This window comes from Qipengyuania intermedia, assembly GCF_019711615.1.
Lineage (GTDB): Bacteria > Pseudomonadota > Alphaproteobacteria > Sphingomonadales > Sphingomonadaceae > Qipengyuania > Qipengyuania intermedia.
This window is the reverse complement of the sequence record NZ_JAIGNS010000001.1, coordinates 833,395-850,727: the sequence shown is the minus strand read 5'-3', so window position 1 is coordinate 850,727 and position 17,333 is coordinate 833,395. Positions and strand designations below refer to the sequence as shown.

The following is a 17,333-nucleotide window of genomic DNA, read 5'->3' as shown; positions in this document are numbered from 1 at the left end:
CTGATGCGCGCAAATTACCTGTTCACGTCCGAAAGCGTTTCCGAAGGTCATCCGGACAAGGTCTCCGACCAGATTTCCGATGCCATCGTCGACCTGATGCTGGCCAAGGACCCGGAAGCGCGCGTGGCATGCGAAACCATGACCACCACCCAGCGCATCATCCTTTCGGGCGAAATCCGCTGCGCGCCGATGTACGATGCGAAGAACCCCGAATGGGCCGAAAACGGCGGTTGGGCACCTGGCGCGAAGGAAGAGATCGAGAAGGCCGTGCGTCGCACCGTGCGCGAAATCGGGTACGAACAGGAAGGCTTCCACTGGAAGACGCTGACGTTCGAAAACCATCTCCACGGCCAGTCTTCGGAAATCGCCCAAGGAGTGGATGCGAGCGGCAACAAGGACGAAGGCGCCGGCGACCAGGGCATCATGTTCGGTTTCGCGTGCAATGAAACGCCCGACCTGATGCCTGCCACGCTGGATTACAGCCACAAGATCCTCGAGCGGCTTGCAGCCGACCGCAAGAGCGGGGCGGCCCCCTTCCTCGAACCCGATGCGAAGAGCCAGGTAACGCTTCGCTACGAGAGCGGCGTGCCCAAGGAATGCACTGCGGTCGTCGTCTCGACCCAGCATGCCAAGGGCTATCACGAAGGCGAGAAGGAAGCTGAACTGAAGTCCTATGTGCGCGGCGTCGTTGCCGACATCCTGCCGCAAGGCTGGCTGTCCGACACCACCGAATGGCACATCAATCCAACCGGCGCTTTCGAAATCGGCGGTCCCGATGGCGACGCAGGCCTCACTGGCCGCAAGATTATCGTCGACACATACGGCGGCGCGGCTCCGCATGGCGGCGGTGCCTTCAGCGGCAAGGACCCGACCAAGGTCGACCGCTCCGCCGCTTACATCGCGCGCTACCTTGCCAAGAACATCGTTGCGGCTGGCCTTGCGCGGCGCTGCACGATCCAGCTTGCCTATGCGATCGGCGTGTCAAAGCCGCTGTCGCTCTATGTCGATACGCACGGCACCTGTACCGAAGGCATTACCGACGAGGCACTCGAGAATGCAATCGCATCGATCGACAAGCTGGGCGGCCTGACCCCGCGCGGCATCCGCATGCATCTGGGCCTCAACAAGCCGATCTATCGCCAGAGCGCGGCCTACGGGCATTTCGGGCGGCAGGCAGACGGCGATGCCTTCCCGTGGGAGCGCACCGATCTGATCGACGATCTCAAGGCGGCGCTGGCCTGAACTAGAAACGAGAAAGGGCGGCCCTCGACAGGCCGCCCTTTTTCTTGCAGTCGAACCGCTTTAGCCGAGCTTGACGCCTTGGGGCTGCGGTTCGCGCTGGTTGCCATAGTCGTCTTCGCGAAGCCACTGGCCGACCTTGCGCCCGAACTTGGCGACGGCGTTCATGTTGAAGAAGTGCATGAAGCCGAGGGCGACGACCACGAGGCCGATTTTCGTCGAGAGAAACTCGAGCACCTCTGCCGCGCCTTGGGGCTCGCTGCCGAAGCGCAGAGTCAGCAAAATCCATCCCAGGTTGACGAGATAGAACCCGACGACAAGCAGGTGGTTCGTCGAATGGGCGAGATTATCGTCGTGTCCGAAGCATTCCTTGAGGAAAACGATCCCATTCTTCGAAAGCGTGCGCGCGACCCAGATCGTGAGGGCGATGCTGATAACGAGATAGGCGATATAGGCGGGAACGAGATACATGAGGTTTCTCCTCTAATTTCTGAAATTTGAGAAATAGATGGTTAGAACACTTCGAACCGGGTCCTTTCATGTCTGCTGGGGTCAGGTCTTCGTCTTGCTGCCCGGCAGGAGACGGGCAACGCGGCTGCCGAGTTTCATCAAGGTCACGAGAGTGGATTTGGGCAGGCGCCGGACATCGGCATACCAGCCTGCGAGATTGCCGATGAATTCGTGCATCCGGCCAACACGTTCGCGCAGGTGCTCGGGCACGTCGTCCCGCTTGGCCAGGCTTTCGGACAGCTCGCCCAATAGCTGGATCGTCGGATCGATCTCGCGTCGTTTGCGCTCGGCCGTGATCTTCATGAGCATGTCCCATAGATCGCTTTCCGCGACAAAGTGGTCACGACGGTCGCCCTCGACATGGACGCGGCGCACGATCTGATAGGATTGAAGTTCCTTCAGGCCATTCGAGACATTCGAACGGGCGAGGCCCAGCTTGTCACAGATGTCTTCCGCGTGGCGCGGTCGATCCGACAGATAGAGCAGGGCGTGGATCTGCGCGACCGAGCGGTTGACGCCCCATTCGCTGCCCATCTCACCCCAATGCAGGATGAATGCGCGCGCTTCGGGGATTTCCATGAACTCGGCCACGACTCGGCTCCTTTTGTGATTTCTGTAATTACAGAAATCACGGGAGACGTCAATAAGGGTTGCAAGATTTACGGATTAGCTGGCGTTGTGCTCGCCCTTTGCCGGGGAGGGACGATCAAGCGTCATCTCGGCATCCGAGAAGGAGAACGGACTGCGGAGGCCGGGTACGCCTTCGGGCGAAATCCGCATACCACGCGCCTTTACCTGCGGATCTGCGAAAACTTCATCGAGGGTATTGATAGGGCCCGCAGGCACGCCCTTCTCGGCACAAGCTGCAAGCAGGTCTGCGCGGGACCACTTGGCGGTCTCGCCCGCGATGAGGCCATCGATTTCGGCGCGATTTGCGACCCGCCCCTCATTGGTCCCGAAACGCGTCTCTTCCAGTAGGTCGGGCCGGTCGAGCAGTGCCAGCAGCTTGCGGAAGAGCGCATCGTTGGCAGGAGCCAGCACGACGGATCCGTCCTTCGTCGGAAAAACGCCGTATGCACTGACCTGTGCATGAGCATTGCCCATGCGGGGCGGATTTTCGCCGGTCGCGAAATAGCTCATTGCCTGGTTCGCCAAGAGGCCAACCGAACAATCCAGCAGGCTCATGTCGATCCACTGCCCCTTGCCGGTGCGATGCCGCATCAAAAGCGCAGACTGTACGGCGTTGGCTGACCACAAGCCGCAGGCAAGGTCGCTGATCGAGACCCCATGCTTCATCGGTTCGCCATCCGGTTCGCCGGTAAGGGACATGAACCCGCTCATCGCCTGGATGACGAAATCATATCCCGGCTCGTCACGGCGCGGGCCGTCCTGGCCGAAGCCCGTAATCGAACAATAGACCAGCGCCGGGTTCGCCTCGGCGAGCGAGGCATAGTCCAGACCGAACTTGGCGAGCGCTCCGGGTTTGAAATTCTCGAGCACGACGTCCGCGCCAGCCGCCAGCGCCTTGATTGCGGCAAGATCATCCGCGTCGCGAAAATTCGCCTCGATCCCGCGCTTGCCCCGATTGCAGCCATGGTAATAGGCGGCCGTCTTCTCGCCCTCGTGCTCGATCCAGGGTGGGCCCCATATGCGTGTATTGTCGCCCTCGGGACTCTCGACCTTGATGACGTCTGCCCCGAGGTCGGCAAGGATCTGTCCCGCCCATGGGCCAGCCAGAACTCGCGCCAGTTCGAGCACCTTCAGCCCGGCCAGCGGGGCGTTGTCGTTGCGTGGATTGTCGAGCCAGTCGGCCATGGCCACGTCAGCCCAGGGCGACCTCGTAACGGGCGGTCGTCTTCGCGGCGATGTCTTCCTCGCTTACACCCGGAGCCAGTTCGATCAGCCGGAACGGGCTCTCATGGTCGGACCGCTTGAATACGCCGAGGTTGGTGATGATCATGTCGACCACGTTCTGGCCGGTCAGCGGCAAGGTGCATTCCGGGATGAACTTGGGATCGCCCGCCTTGCTGTTGTGATCCATGACCACGATGATCTTCTTCACGCCCGCGACGAGATCCATCGCGCCGCCCATGCCTTTGATCATCTTGCCCGGGATCATCCAGTTAGCGATGTCGCCGTTCTCGGCCACTTCCATCGCGCCCAGGACGGTCAGGTCGATATGGCCGCCGCGGATCATCGCAAAGCTGGCAGCGCTGTCGAAATAGGCGCTGTGCGGCAGTTCGCTGATGGTCTGCTTGCCGGCGTTGATCAGGTCGGCGTCTTCTTCGCCGGCATAGGGAAAGGGGCCGATGCCGAGCATGCCGTTCTCGCTCTGCAGCGTGACGTGCATGCCATCGGGTATGTGGTTTGCCACCAGCGTCGGAATCCCGATGCCGAGGTTGACGTAATAGCCGTCTTCCAGCTCCTGCGCGGCGCGGGCGGCCATCTGGTCGCGGTCCCAGCCGGTCTTTTCTGCGGTCTCGCTCATATCAATTGCCTTCGTTCATGATTGCCGGGACGTCGGCCGGTGCCGTTTCGGGCGTCCAGCGAGTGCCTTCGGGGAAGACCTGCTCCACCGTGCCTTTCAGCGAATAGCCGTAGACCGGGTTGGGCAGGACGAACCAGCCATTGCCCCACAGTTGCGCAAGGTCGCCACGTGCAGCCAGTTCGCGCCGCTCGAGCGGGGTGCGCGTATCGTCGTTGAAGACGTCGGCGAAGTCGCCGAGATTGTCCCCGGCCAGTGCCACGACACAATAGCGGTCCGCGATGAGGGCGCGGCGACCGTCCTTGTCGCCGCTGTTCACGCCGTCGTCACCGCGCAGGAACAGGGTGTCGCGGTGGACTGCCTCGCCGAGACCCGCGGCCGCGATCGCACGCGCGGCGCCTTCGGGGCTGAATTCACGATTTGTGTTGAAAACGGGAGTGATGCCAGCCTCGCGCAGGCGGCGGATGCCGGTGACCGCGCCGGGGACGGGGCGGATGTAACTCGCGCCAGTTTTCTCCCACTGCTCCCAGGTTTCCTTGGAGAAGGAATTGCCGGTCGAGGTGGTCCAGTATTCGTAGCCCTGGTTGAGGATGACCGTTTCGTCGACGTCGAAAACGACGGCGAGCGGCTTCCAGCTTTCGCCCAGCGCACAGCTTGCTGGCTCGGCGATCGCGCCGCCGATACCCATGGCGACCGATTGCGGTACGCGGCGCTCTCGCGAGCGGGCGATCGCGTAATCGGCGATATTGCGCCAAGCCTGGATCGAGGCGCCGGCCGCTTCGCCCGAGCCATAGAGCCACTGCATCGTGTCGGGCGCATCCGCCGAGGCGACCGGGGCTTCGGGAGCAGGGGTGGTGACGCAACCGGCCAGGGCAAGTGCGGCAAACGAAGTTAAAACAGAGCGCGTCATGCTTCGGCCCTTTCGCGTGTCGTCACGAATTCGATCTTCTTGTCGTAGGGTGCGCCCACGATCATGCGCTGGACGTATACGCCCGGCAGGTGAATGCAGTCGGGATCGAGACTGCCGGTCGGCACGATTTCTTCGACTTCGACCACGCAGATCTTGCCGCAGGTCGCGGCGGGCAGGTTGAAATTGCGTGCGGTCTTGCGGAAGACGAGATTGCCGGTCTCGTCCGCCTTCCATGCCTTCACGATGGCGAGGTCGGCGAAAATGCCCCGTTCGAGGATGTAATCTTCACCGTCGAAGGTTTTGACCTCCTTGCCTTCGGCCACCTGCGTGCCGACTCCGGTCTTGGTGTAGAAACCGGGAATGCCCGCACCGCCGGCGCGCATCCGTTCGGCCAGCGTCCCTTGCGGGCAAAACTCCACTTCGAGTTCGCCGGAGAGGAATTGCCGTTCGAATTCCTTGTTCTCGCCCACGTAGGAAGAGATCATCTTCTTCACCTGCTGCGTGCGCAGGAGCATGCCGATGCCTTCATTGTCGATCCCGGCATTGTTGCTGGCAAAGGTGAGTCCCTTCACCCCGCTTTCGCGGATCGCTTCGAGGAGGCGTTCGGGTATGCCGCACAGGCCGAAGCCGCCGCTGGCAATCAGCATATCGTCCCTGAGCAGGCCTTCGAGGGCGGATGCGGCATCTGGGTAAAGCTTTTTCAACGCAATCTCCGTGGGTTTCGCGTGGCTCCTATCGGCACGGGCGGGGTCGGGTCAATCGCCAGAAATCCCCTCGGGCAATTGTGTGGCGCGACGTGGCTTGGTCTTGCCAAACTTGCCGATCAGGATGTCGGCGAGATGCGGAAAGAGTGTGCGCAACACGGCAAAGCCTATTGCGGCGCCCGCAAAGACCACGAAGGGCGCGAGCACCCAGAAGATCGCATAGGCGCCGGGAGGGGCGACCTGGCTCCAGACAAGCCATAGCGCCAGGACTGCAAAGCCATGCGTGAGGAAAACGAAGAAGCTGTATTCGCCAAGCCCTGCCAGCCATTTGCCGGTGCCGGTCGCGGCGAGCGGGGCGGCGGAGATCCAGATCAGCGGAACGGCGAGCGTCTTGAAATAGGTCAGGTTGCGAATATCGAACCATGCGACGGCCACGCTCGCGGCAATAAGCACGACTATGGCGACAGGCCAGAACCGGTCCAGCTTTTGAAGATCCACCTTCCGCAGGGCCAATAGCGCGCCGAGGTAAAAGCATGCCGGCATCAGGGCCCGATTGATGATCGGCCCATCGAGGTTGAACACGAAGAACAGCCAAACCGCCGGCAGTGCCCACCAGCCGGCAATGCGCGCCAGCCACAGGAAGAGGGGGTAGGCGAGCATCAGGACAAACAGATCGCGCAAAAAGTTGAGCGGATAGTTCAATGGTCCTTCCCGCCAGGCAAAGGCAGCGTCGAGGAGCACGCTCATGTCTGCAGGATAGAGCTGGAAGCGGAAATCATGCGCCAGCATGCCGCGCGACTGGATCACATACAAAAGGGCTACAAAAGGGATGTTCCAGAGCAGGAACGGCCACAGGAGCCGCTGCGACTTTTGGATTGCGACCGACCGGTACGCGAGCCGCTCGGGTCGCAGGAATAGCAAATAGCCCGAAATGACGGTCAGGACCGGGACAGCGGCGCGAAACAGCGCCCTGGAGAAGCTGTACTTCACCATCCCGAAGACGTCCGAATGAGGGGGCGCTTCGACCATCGCCGGTGGAATATGCACCACCACTATCCCGAAAATCAGGACGGTACGCAGCAGATTGATCCTGACACTGTCTGCTTCGGAGACCATAAATGTCCATTGCACAGGAGCCGTAGAGTGCAAAGCGGTCTGACCCGCTGTCAGGCGTCATGTACCCGGGCGGGACGTTTACAGAACCGCGCGGCACCTTGGCCGTGTCTGCTGCAGGCGCGAAAAGGCTATTCTTGTTAATTCAGGCCCTTACAAACCAACTGATGCGTTTCGCGCAACAAACCTTGTTCTTTTCGCATTTGCACAATTTCCGCTTTCCCAGCATATGTGCATCTGCCTTTCAGGCATCCTCTCCCAAGACTTTCAGACCCGGTTGGTCATTCCTCGGAATACCAGCCGGGTTTTTTCTTGCCCGTTGGCGGTTCGTTTTCGGACCCCTCGGGGCCTTCGCTCATTGCAAGTTCGTGTCCTGTGCCCATTTCTGGCATGACGAATTCGAATTGATGCAAGGGAGAGTACCCGCATGGCCGATGCCGATGCAGCGACTGCAGTGGATGAGAAGACGGTAAGACTCCAGGTCGCCGCAGCACGCCAGGAAGAAAGCGGGCAGGGCATCGCCCGCATGCCACGTTCCGCCTTCCAGTCCCTCGGCATCACCGAAGGCGACACCGTCCAGATAACCGGCAAGCGCGACACTGTGGCAATCGCCATGGCCGCCTATGACGAAGACCAGTCGCTCGACGTTATCCGCCTCGACGGTTTGCAGCGCGGGAATGCGGAAGTGGGTTCCGGCGAACATGTGAAGGTCGCCGCTGCCGAATCCCGTCCCGCCACGCGTGTCGTCTTCGCCCCTGCAAACCGCGAGATGCGGCTGCAGGGTCCGGCACAGGCCTTGAAACGCAACTTCTTCCAAAAGCCCATCATGGCCGGTGACCTCGTCGCCACGACCGGACAGCAGCCGGTGCAGAACATGCCGCAGGAAGTGCGCCGCATGTTCAACGCTCCCGCCTATGCTCTGACGCAGATCAGGCTGACGGTGGTTTCGACCAGCCCCAAGGGCATCGTCCATATCGACGAGAATACCGAAGTCGAATTGCGCGCAGAATTCGAAGAGCCGCGCGATGCGCGCGCGATCATCAATTACGACGATGTCGGCGGCATGGGCGAAACCATCCAGCAATTGCGCGAGATGGTCGAACTGCCGCTGCGCTATCCCGAACTGTTCACGCGGCTCGGCGTCGATCCGCCCAAGGGCGTGTTGCTCCACGGCCCGCCCGGAACCGGCAAGACGCGCCTTGCCCAGGCCGTCGCGAATGAAAGCGATGCCAATTTCTTCACCATCAACGGCCCCGAAATCATGGGCTCGGGCTATGGCGAAAGCGAAAAGGCGCTGCGCCAGGTCTTCGAGGAAGCCACCAAGTCGTCGCCTGCGATTATCTTCATCGACGAGATCGACTCCATCGCTCCGAAGCGCGACCGCGTGCCGGGCGAAGCGGAGAAGCGCCTTGTTGCTCAGCTTCTCACGCTGATGGACGGATTGGAAGCGCGCTCCAACCTTGTCGTGATAGCCGCCACGAACCGGCCCGACGCGATCGACGAAGCGCTGCGCCGTCCGGGCCGTTTCGACCGCGAGATCGTAATCGGAGTTCCCGATGAACAGGGACGCCGCGAAATCCTAGGCATCCATACGCGCGGCATGCCTCTAGGCGATCGGGTGGATTTGCAGGAACTGGCCAAGGCAACCTACGGTTTCGTCGGCGCGGACATTGCTGCACTCGCCCGCGAGGCGGCGATCGATGCCGTGCGCCGCATCATGCCGAAAATCGACCTCGACGAGCGGACCATCCCGCCCGAAGTGCTCGACGAACTGTGCGTTACCCGTGAGGATTTCCTTGAAGCTCTCAAGCGCATCCAGCCTTCGGCGATGCGCGAAGTCATGGTCCAGATGCCCAATGTCGGCTGGAGCGATATTGGCGGCGTCGGCGATGCCATCGAAAAGCTGAAGGAAGGCATCGAACTCCCGATGAAGAACCCCGACGCTTTTCACCGGCTCGGGATCAGGCCTGCCAAGGGTTTCCTGCTCTATGGCCCTCCCGGCACCGGCAAGACCCTCCTTGCCAAGGCTGTGGCGAAGGAGGCCAAGGCCAATTTCATCTCGATGAAAAGCTCCGACCTACTGTCCAAATGGTATGGCGAGAGCGAGCAGCAGATCGCCCGCATGTTCAAACGCGCACGGGCCGTGGCGCCCTGCGTGATCTTTATCGATGAGATCGACAGCCTCGTCCCTGCGCGCGGGAGCGGGCAGGGCGAACCGCAGGTCACCGGCCGCGTGGTGAATACCATTCTTGCCGAAATGGACGGGTTGGAAGAACTCCAGTCGGTCGTTGTCATCGGGGCCACCAACCGGCCGACGCTGGTCGACCCTGCGCTGCTGCGACCAGGTCGTTTCGACGAACTCGTTTACGTCGGCACGCCCGACAAGCCGGGCCGCGAGCAGATCCTCGGCATCCATACGGCCAATATGCCGCTAGCCGAGGACGTGTCCCTGGCCGATGTTGCAGGCAAAACGGAGCGCTTCACCGGCGCAGACCTCGAAGACGTCGTGCGCCGTGCCGGTCTCAACGCGCTCCAGCGCGCAGGGGGCGATGTGCAGGAAGTAACGGCCGCCGATTTTGCCGAAGCCCTGAAGGACAGCCGCGCCACGGTAACCTCGAAGATGGAAGCGGAATATCGCAAGATGCGTGGCGAACTGAAGAAGCGCGCCGCAGAAGTGCAGCCGATCGGCTTCATTCACGAAGGTATGGTCGAAAGTACCCGCGACCAGAAGCACTGAGCCACGCGGTGGTGGGCGTCGCTCAGCCGCCCATCACCCGCTGGTTCGCCGCTTCGACTTCGAGCCGGTGCCGGATAAGCGCATCCGGCTGGTTCTCGCGCAGCCACTCGACCATGTGTTCGCGGACGGCGCAGCGCAAGTTGAACAGGTCTCCGATCGTCTCCGCGCTCATCGAAAGGCGCAGCTCGATGCTTTCCGGATAGGCTTCCGTCATCAGCAGGGCGAGATTGCGTCCATCCCACAGCGGATGAGCCTCTACGAAGCGTTCGAATTCCTCGCGGATCGGTTCCACCTCGGTTGCCGGGTCGAGATGCAGCATGACCGGTCCGGTCAGCTTCTCGCTTACGCGGGACCAGTTTTCGAACGCATTTTCCAGGAAGACGGAGGTCGGCACCACCAGCACACGTTCGTCCCATGTGCGCACGGTCACGAAGCTCATGCGGATTTCCTCGACCCGGCCCGCCTGGCCTTCGACCTTGACGAGGTCGCCGATGCGCAGGGGCTGCGTCAGCGCCATCTGCAAGCCGGATATGAGCGACTTCAAGGCAGGCTGTGCCGCGGCACCGATTGCAAGTGCAGCAAGACCCGCCGATGCTAGCAGCGTCGTCCCGACCTTGGCCACGCCGGGAATGCTCAGCATGACCAGCGAAATGGTGATGATGACGATCGCGAAGGTCGCGGTGCGCGACAGGATCGAGATGCGGGTGCGCAGGGATCGCGTGGCGACTTCATCGCCGGTTAGTTCGACCTGCCGGGAATACCCGGCTGCAAATCCCTTCACCAGCGAATAGGCGACCCAGCCGAGAACGAAGGGCGTCAGGAACGAGCTGAAGACGTCCCATCCGTCGCCGACGAGATGATCGTTCTCCGCGGCAATGGATATGGCAAAGCCGATGATCGCCCAGCGTAGAGGCTTGCGCACACGTTCGACGATGACATCGTCGATCTGGCTGTCGGATGTCTTGGTAAACCTGCGCAGTGCGGCGAACACGAGGTAGTGCAGGACAAGTGCCAACACGACTGCTGCCGTCAGTACTATGGCCGTATGCAGAAGGCCTTCGTAGGAAATCGGCCAGTTTCGTGGATCGTAGCGCTCGAACATCGACGAAGGCAACTAGGGAGCCTCCGTATCGCTTGCAAGCGAAGTCGCACCCTGTTCGACAGGCAAGTCGATCGTGACGACAAGACCGTCCTTGGTGAAATCGCGTTCCACAGTACCGCCGAACTGCCGTGCGGCGCTGTTCATCAGCAGGCTGCCGAAACCCTTACGGTCCGGCTCTCCGTCAAGCGGCACGCCCGTTTCACGCCAGACGAGGTTGATCCTGTCATCCTTGCGGGTCCAGCTGACGTCGATAGTCCCGCCATGGGCCCATGCACCATATTTGACCGCATTCGTCGTCAGCTCATGGAACACAAGTCCCAGCGGAGTGATCCGCTTGGCTGGCAGCAGGACTTCGGGCCCATCGATAATCGCCGTCTGGGTCGATGACCTGTAAGGCGCCAGCGAGGTGTCGATCAGCGCCTCCAGGGAGGCCAATTGGGTGTCCAGCGCACCCTGGCTTACCTCGTGAGCGGTGAGCAGGGCGCGGATCCGTTCGGCGATGCTGTCGGTAACCGGCTTGGCTTCGGGTTTGTCGCGTGCGCTCATCTGCACGATAGCTAGCACCACTGCGAAAAGGTTCTTCACTCGGTGGTTGAGTTCGCGTGCCAGGAGATCGGCCCGGTCGCGCGCTTCGCCCACGGCCACTGCCTGAGCGGCCTCCGCTTCCGCACGAGCAGCCCGCGATACGAGCCGGACGCCGAGCAGGATCGCCACGAGGATCAGGATGATGAGACCGCCCAATAGCGGCAGGATGCGCGCTTCGAGGCGGGCTGTGTCCGCGGCTTGCCTTGCAAGTATCTCGCGCTCGATCACGCGCATTTCGTCGACCGCCCTGCGCAGGCGTTCCATCGCTTCCTGGCCTTCATCGGAAAGCACCGCACGCCGCGCGTCGAGGAGCCGTCCATCCTCGATCAGCATGACCGATCCTTCCATTTCGGAGAACTTCGCTCGCGCAAGCGCGTCGATCTGGTCGAGCAATTCGGCCTGGCGCACCGTTGTCTCGTCACCCAGCAAATCGCGCAGGCGCCTCAGCGACGGTTCGATTTGTTCCTTACCCTGCTGATAGGAAGACAGGTACCGCCGGTCCAGCGTGATCAGGTAGCCACGCTGGCCGGTTTCGGCATTGAGCGCGGCATATTCAACCTCCTGTAGTTCTGCCAATACGCTGGCCGTCAGGCGGGATTGCTCGCGTTCGCGACGCTCGCCTTCCAACGTCTGATAGACGAGGAAAATCAGGGCGAACATCGCGCCGAAAATGATCAGCGACAGAACCGCGTTGGGCCAGCGCTGTCCCCGGCGCACAAGGGCTGCGAATTCCTTCAATGTGCTGCATCCCAACTCTTGCCCGTGCCGATTTCGACACCGAGCGGAACATCCAGAGAGACCGCAGGTCGCGCTGCTGAGGACATGACCTCTTCGATGACCTCGGAGGCCTTGGCGACATCGCCCTCCGACACTTCGAAGACGAGTTCGTCGTGCACTTGCAGCAGCATTTTCACCTCCTGCAGCCCTGCCTCGGCCAAGGCATCCTCCATGCGGATCATGGCACGCTTGATGATGTCGGCGCTGGTCCCCTGGATGGGGGCATTGATCGCCGCACGTTCGCTCCCCTGGCGCTCCGCCTGGTTTTTCGAGCTTATGCGGGGGAACCAGGTTTTGCGGCCGAACAGCGTTTCGGAATAGCCGCGCTCCCGCACGGTCTCGAGTGTCTCCATGATGTAGCGCTGGATGCCGGGGAAACGCTGGAAATACGTGTCGATCATGTCCTGCGCTTCATCGGGTTCGACCCCGAGGCGGCCGGCCAGCCCCCAGCGCGAGATGCCGTAAAGGATCGCGAAGTTGATCGTCTTGGCACGGGCGCGCGTGTCGCGCGTCACCTCGCCGAACATTTCGGTTGCGGTACGGGCATGGATGTCCTCGCCATTGGCAAACGCATCCTTGAGCGGGCCGACATCGGCCATATGCGCGGCAAGGCGCAGTTCGATCTGTGAATAGTCGGCGGCGAGCAGGACATTGCCTTCTTCCGCCACGAATGCCTCGCGGATCTGGCGGCCGATGGCCGTGCGGATCGGAATGTTCTGCAGGTTCGGATCGGTCGATGACAGGCGTCCGGTCTGCGCACCGACCAAACTATAGCTGGTGTGTACGCGCCCCGTCTTCGGATTGATCGCTTCCTGGAGCGCGTCGGTATAGGTCGACTTGAGTTTGGTGAGCTGCCGCCATTCAAGGACCTTGTCCGCGATTTCCGCGCCTTCGCCAGACAGTCGTTCGAGCACCGACTGATCGGTCGAATACTGGCCGCTCTTGCCCTTCTTTCCGCCCTTGTAGCCAAGCGTATCGAACAGGACGTCGCCCAGCTGCTTGGGACTGCCGACCGTAAATTCCTTGCCGGCAAGGTCATGGATTTCGGCTTCGAGACGACCGGTCTCGGTCGCGAATTCCTGGGACAGCCCGGCGAGCCGCGCACGGTCCACCTTGATCCCGCGCTGTTCCATGCGCGCCACGATGGGGACGAGCGGGCGGTCGACCCTCTCGTAGATTGCCGTGCCGCCCTCGTGGGGCAGTCGGCGCTTGAGATGCTGGTAGAGGCGCCACGTTACATCGGCGTCTTCCGCCGCATATTCGGTCGCCTTGTCGAGCGGCACCTCTCCGAAGGGGATCGCCTTTTTGCCCGTGCCGCAGACTTCCTTGAAGGTTAGGCAGGTGTGCGAAAGGTGCCGATCCGCCAATTCGTCCATTCCGTGGCCGCCGCCGATCCCGTCGAGGCCGCGGCCAGCATCGAGATCGAAGCTGATGACCATCGTATCTTCTACCGGAGAGACGGTCACGTCGTATCGCGAAAGGACATTGAGGTCGTATTTGCCGTTGTGCAGCACCTTGATGACCGCATCCGAGGCAAGCAACGGGCGCAGGGCTTGAAGCGCTTCATCGAGATCGATCTGGTCCGGTTTCTCGGCGAACATATCCGATCCACCATGGGCGAGCGGGATATAGCATGCATCATTCGGCCCGATGGCAAGGCTGATGCCGACGAGATCGGCGGCCATGCTGTCGAGTGCGCTGGTCTCGGTGTCTACTGCCAGCAGGCGAGCCTTTTGAGCGCGGGCGATCCAGTCTTCGAGCCGGTCGAGCGTCTGGACGCATTCATAAGCCGAACGGTCGACAGCGGGCATCTCGGGCAGCGGCTGGACAGAGCCCTCGGGCGCCGACACGGCTCCGGCGGTTTCCTGCTTGGCGGGATTGAGGTCGTTCGACTTGCCCGGGCTTCCGCTACCGGTTTCGAGGCGGCGCAGAAGGCTGGTGAAGCCATGCTTTTCGAGGAAAGCGGCAAGCGGTTCGCTCGGCACGCCGTCGAGCTTCATATCGTCGAGATCGACCGGGAGGCCGCAGTCTTCTTTCAAAGTGACGAGGACGCGGCTGAGTTCGGCGTCTTCGCGATGCTCTATCAGGCGTTCCTTGAGCTTGCTCTTTTTCATGTCCTCGGCAGCATCGAGCGCGGACGTCAGGTCGCCATGTTCCGCAATCAGCTTGCTGGCGGTCTTGGGACCCACGCCGAAGATGCCTGGGATATTGTCGACCGAATCCCCCATCAGTGCGAGGACGTCGCCGACCTTTTCCGGCGGGACGCCGAATTTTTCCTCGACCTCCTCGATATAGATGCGGGCGTTCTTCATCGTATCGAGCATGTCGATGCGTGCGCCATTCTCCTCGCCGACCAGCTGCATCAGGTCCTTGTCCGACGAAACGATGGTGACGTCCCAACCTTCGGCCTGCGCGGCGCGGGCGTAAGAGGCGATCATGTCGTCTGCCTCGACATCCGGTTCCTCGATGCAGGGCAGCGAAAACGCGCGGGTCGCATCGCGGATCAGCGGGAATTGCGGAACGAGGTCTTCCGGTGGATCGGGCCGGTTGGCTTTGTATTGGTCGTAAATCTCGTTGCGGAAGGAATGGCTCGACTTGTCGAGCACGACTGCAAGGTGCGTCGGGCCGTCCGCCTTGTCGAGATCTTCGGCCAACTTCCACAACATGGTCGTATAGCCGTAGACCGCACCGACCGGCGTCCCTTCGGGATCGGTCAGGGGTGGCAAGCGGTGATAGGCCCTGAATATGTAAGCGGACCCGTCGACAAGATAGAGGTGGTTTTTATCGGCCATTGCATGCGTGACTAGCAGCGAGTCGGGCATTTGGGGAGCGCAAAGGACACGAAAAAATATGGCCCCGGAATGGCGGAAATCCGGCAATTTGGTGGCAATTGGGGCGCGAATGTGGCGAATTTGCTTGCAGCGCCACAATCCCGCCATTATTTAGACATCGTGAGGCCCGAATTCGGACCTTGCGCCGGGGCATGGAATTCCAGATCCCAGGCCCATAAACTCGCTGTTTAAGGAATTTTCTTTATGCGTAAGATCGCTCTTTTCGCTGCTGCTTCGGCTGCTGCTCTCTCGCTCGCTGCTTGCTCGGAAGCTACCGAAGACGCAGCTGCTGACACCGCTGACTCGGCTGCTGCCGACGCAGAAGCCAACATGGAAGCCGCTGGCGAATCCATGGAAGCAGCTGGTGAAGAAGTTGCTGCTGAAGCTGACGCAGCTGCTGCTGAAGTCGAAGCTGAAGTCGAAGGCGAAACCGAAGCTGAAGCAGCTGCTGACTAATCCAGCACGCTTCGCCGGTTTACCGACGAAACAAGAAGGGCGGTGCCGCAAGGCGTCGCCCTTTTTCGTGCCTGAGCATTATCTCGAAACCTTAGCGGCATCGGGCTTGCAGCAAGGAAACTAACCGCCGTTGTGTTCCGCGTTCGTCCAGACGCGCTTGCGCTGGCCGCTTTGGGCAGAATAGCCATCGTGAAGGGCGCGGGCGATCTGGGCGATCTTGGCTTCGCGATTGAGGCGCGAGCCCTGGCCCGTCACATAGATGGCGACCGCCACTGCGCGTCCATCCGGAGTCTCGAGGATTCCGACGTCACTCGAAGTATTGTTGAGCGATCCGGTCTTGTGGCTCACCTTCACACTTGCCGGCATGAGAGCCGGAATACGGCGCTTGCCGGTCCGCGTCCGGCTCATCGCACCAAGCAATACGCGGCGGCTCTCTGCCGACAGGTACTTGCCCTGATAGAGGCCGGTCAGGAGTTCGAGCATCGCGTTGGGTGTTGCTGCATCGCGCGGATCGATGTGCTGTGCCGGGTCGTATTCACCATCGTCGCGCACAAGGGTGGCGATGTCGCGGTCGATGCTGAATTGATCGATACCCTGCCTGCGCATCCAGCCGTTTACCGCGTCAGGGCCACCGACGACCCGCAACAACGCATCGGTTGCCGGGTTACTCGACCGCGTGATCATGATTTCGATCAGGTCGATCGCCTTCATGTACTCGCCCTCGTAGACGGGTGCGCGCGGACTGGAGAATTTCGCGGAACGGCGCGGAAGCAGCAGCGGAAACTCGCTCGTCAGGCTCCATTTGCCCTTTTCGACGCCTTCGAGGAACGTCGCTGCCACGGCAATTTTGCTCGTGCTTGCCATCGGGAAAAGCTGGTCGCCAAGCACCGAAACCGTCTTGCCGGTCGAAAGATCGACTGCAGCAACGCCGATCCGCCCGTTCGAGCCATCGGCGAGTTCGGCGATGGTCTGTTCGAGCGCGTTTTCGTAGATAGCCTCGAACGTCTGCGGCGCGCGCTCCTGCGTGCCGAGCATCTGGTCGAATTGTGCCTGGTAGTTCGTGGTTTGCGCGTTTGCGCCAGTTGCCGCGCCGACTGCCAGAGCCGCCGTCACAAGTATCTTGCCTAGTTTCCTCATCCGCATGCCCACCTATCTAGCAAGTCCTTGGTTAGGCGTTGCTTAACGAAACTCTCGGTCGAAACGCAAGCGCCCGCGCGACAGAATGTGTCGCGCGGGCGCTCGTTGTTTTTTATAGGGGGCTTTCGGCAATTATGACGCGGCAATAACCTTTTCGATCTGCTCGGTCGTCTCGCCGGTCACGGTCTTGTTGATTTCACCGACCAGGCGCTTTTCCAGTTCGCTGTGATAATGGCGTCGCATCTCGCCGAGCGTCTTGGGATCGGCAATCACCAGCACGTCGGTAATCTCTCCCGAAATCGCCTTCGCGTTCAGCCATTCGGCCGCGGCCGCGCCATGCGCGAGTTCATTGAGATCTGTAGCGCCCGTGCGTTGGCCCATATCGTCCTGATGGCGGACGCCGGCGCTGAAATTGCTGGGGCTGAGATCGGGCTTCGTCGCTTCGCCAAGCTTGGGTTCGAACGGCTTGCCGTTGTTCCTCATGATCGTGAATGTTTCGCCGTCGACGATTGCGACATGCGCCTTGTGGGGCACTTTCATCGGTTTCTCCTCGGATGTTTATTCCAGTTCATCCCACCAACGAGCCAGCGCCCGATTTGGTCCGCCACATGATGGTCATCCGGTCGCACTTCGCCGGACTGCCGACGATGATCGACCAGCGACATAGCCACCCGACCTTTGCGCTTGACCCGCTTCGCGGCGTCGGGACTATGCGCGCCAAGGGTTTGGGATTCAAAGAGGACTGAC

Annotated in this window: 16 protein-coding genes; 4 read left to right on the top strand and 12 right to left on the bottom strand. The window is 61.3% G+C overall.

Annotated features, from left to right (window positions below):
* The first annotated feature begins 3 nt into the window (after positions 1–3).
* Positions 4–1,242: a methionine adenosyltransferase gene (metK, locus tag K3179_RS04150; protein ID WP_221562599.1), complete on the top strand. Its 1,239-nt coding sequence runs from the start codon at positions 4–6 to the stop codon at positions 1,240–1,242.
* Positions 1,243–1,302: 60 nt separating this feature from the next.
* On the opposite strand, the gene K3179_RS04145 is transcribed toward metK, so the two are convergent.
* The 7 genes from K3179_RS04145 to K3179_RS04115 all read right to left on the bottom strand — a co-directional run bounded on the left by K3179_RS04145 (position 1,303) and on the right by K3179_RS04115 (position 6,964).
* The gene (locus K3179_RS04145) at positions 1,303–1,710 is read right to left on the bottom strand and encodes a hypothetical protein (RefSeq protein ID WP_221562598.1); all 408 of its coding nucleotides are present in this window, start codon (positions 1,708–1,710) and stop codon (positions 1,303–1,305) included.
* A gap of 81 nt (positions 1,711–1,791) precedes the next feature.
* Positions 1,792–2,328 (bottom strand): GbsR/MarR family transcriptional regulator, encoded by a 537-nt coding sequence (locus K3179_RS04140; protein ID WP_221563017.1) that lies wholly within the window; start codon positions 2,326–2,328, stop codon positions 1,792–1,794.
* A gap of 87 nt (positions 2,329–2,415) precedes the next feature.
* Positions 2,416–3,564 (bottom strand): CaiB/BaiF CoA transferase family protein, encoded by a 1,149-nt coding sequence (locus K3179_RS04135; RefSeq protein ID WP_221562597.1) that lies wholly within the window; start codon positions 3,562–3,564, stop codon positions 2,416–2,418.
* A gap of 7 nt (positions 3,565–3,571) precedes the next feature.
* A complete protein-coding gene (locus tag K3179_RS04130) occupies positions 3,572–4,237 on the bottom strand; it encodes a CoA transferase subunit B (protein WP_221562596.1) in 666 nt (221 codons plus the stop codon).
* Position 4,238: 1 nt separating this feature from the next.
* Positions 4,239–5,144, bottom strand: coding sequence for a 5'-nucleotidase, lipoprotein e(P4) family (locus tag K3179_RS04125; RefSeq protein ID WP_221562595.1), 906 nt, complete (start codon positions 5,142–5,144; stop codon positions 4,239–4,241).
* On the bottom strand, positions 5,141–5,848 hold the full coding sequence (locus tag K3179_RS04120) for a CoA transferase subunit A (protein ID WP_221562594.1): 708 nt from the start codon (positions 5,846–5,848) through the stop codon (positions 5,141–5,143). The genes K3179_RS04125 and K3179_RS04120 overlap by 4 nt, the downstream gene beginning before the upstream one ends.
* Before the next feature lie 51 nt (positions 5,849–5,899).
* Positions 5,900–6,964 carry an acyltransferase family protein gene (locus tag K3179_RS04115; RefSeq protein ID WP_221562593.1) on the bottom strand — a complete coding sequence of 355 codons (1,065 nt, stop codon included), beginning with the start codon at positions 6,962–6,964 and terminating at the stop codon, positions 5,900–5,902.
* 424 nt (positions 6,965–7,388) lie between these two features.
* Between K3179_RS04115 and K3179_RS04110 the strand changes: the two genes are divergently transcribed.
* Positions 7,389–9,698, top strand: a complete 2,310-nt coding sequence (locus K3179_RS04110; protein WP_221562592.1) for a CDC48 family AAA ATPase — start codon at positions 7,389–7,391, stop codon at positions 9,696–9,698.
* A gap of 22 nt (positions 9,699–9,720) precedes the next feature.
* Here the strand turns inward: K3179_RS04110 and K3179_RS04105 are convergent, their stop codons facing one another.
* Genes K3179_RS04105 through polA form a run of 3 tightly spaced genes read right to left on the bottom strand, consistent with a single transcriptional unit; the run spans position 9,721 to position 14,954 of the window.
* Positions 9,721–10,800: a mechanosensitive ion channel family protein gene (locus K3179_RS04105; RefSeq protein WP_221562591.1), complete on the bottom strand. Its 1,080-nt coding sequence runs from the start codon at positions 10,798–10,800 to the stop codon at positions 9,721–9,723.
* A 12-nt stretch (positions 10,801–10,812) separates the two neighbouring features.
* A complete protein-coding gene (locus K3179_RS04100) occupies positions 10,813–12,123 on the bottom strand; it encodes a sensor histidine kinase (RefSeq protein ID WP_221562590.1) in 1,311 nt (436 codons plus the stop codon).
* Positions 12,120–14,954: a DNA polymerase I gene (polA, locus tag K3179_RS04095; RefSeq protein ID WP_221562589.1), complete on the bottom strand. Its 2,835-nt coding sequence runs from the start codon at positions 14,952–14,954 to the stop codon at positions 12,120–12,122. Before polA ends, K3179_RS04100 begins: the two co-directional genes overlap by 4 nt.
* A 243-nt stretch (positions 14,955–15,197) precedes the next feature.
* Here polA and K3179_RS04090 point away from each other — a divergent pair, with 243 nt between their 5' ends.
* Complete coding sequence (locus tag K3179_RS04090) at positions 15,198–15,449, top strand: hypothetical protein (RefSeq protein WP_090477415.1); 252 nt, start codon at positions 15,198–15,200, stop codon at positions 15,447–15,449.
* A gap of 120 nt (positions 15,450–15,569) precedes the next feature.
* Here K3179_RS04090 and K3179_RS04085 read toward each other — a convergent pair whose 3' ends face one another.
* Positions 15,570–16,592, bottom strand: coding sequence for a serine hydrolase (locus K3179_RS04085; RefSeq protein ID WP_221562588.1), 1,023 nt, complete (start codon positions 16,590–16,592; stop codon positions 15,570–15,572).
* Positions 16,593–16,718: 126 nt separating this feature from the next.
* Positions 16,719–17,126, bottom strand: a complete 408-nt coding sequence (locus K3179_RS04080) for a baeRF12 domain-containing protein (RefSeq protein WP_221562587.1) — start codon at positions 17,124–17,126, stop codon at positions 16,719–16,721.
* 14 nt (positions 17,127–17,140) lie between these two features.
* On the opposite strand from K3179_RS04080, the gene K3179_RS04075 reads away from it, so the two are divergent.
* Positions 17,141–17,332 carry a hypothetical protein gene (locus K3179_RS04075; protein WP_221562586.1) on the top strand — a complete coding sequence of 64 codons (192 nt, stop codon included), beginning with the start codon at positions 17,141–17,143 and terminating at the stop codon, positions 17,330–17,332.
* The last annotated feature ends 1 nt before the right edge of the window (position 17,333 follow it).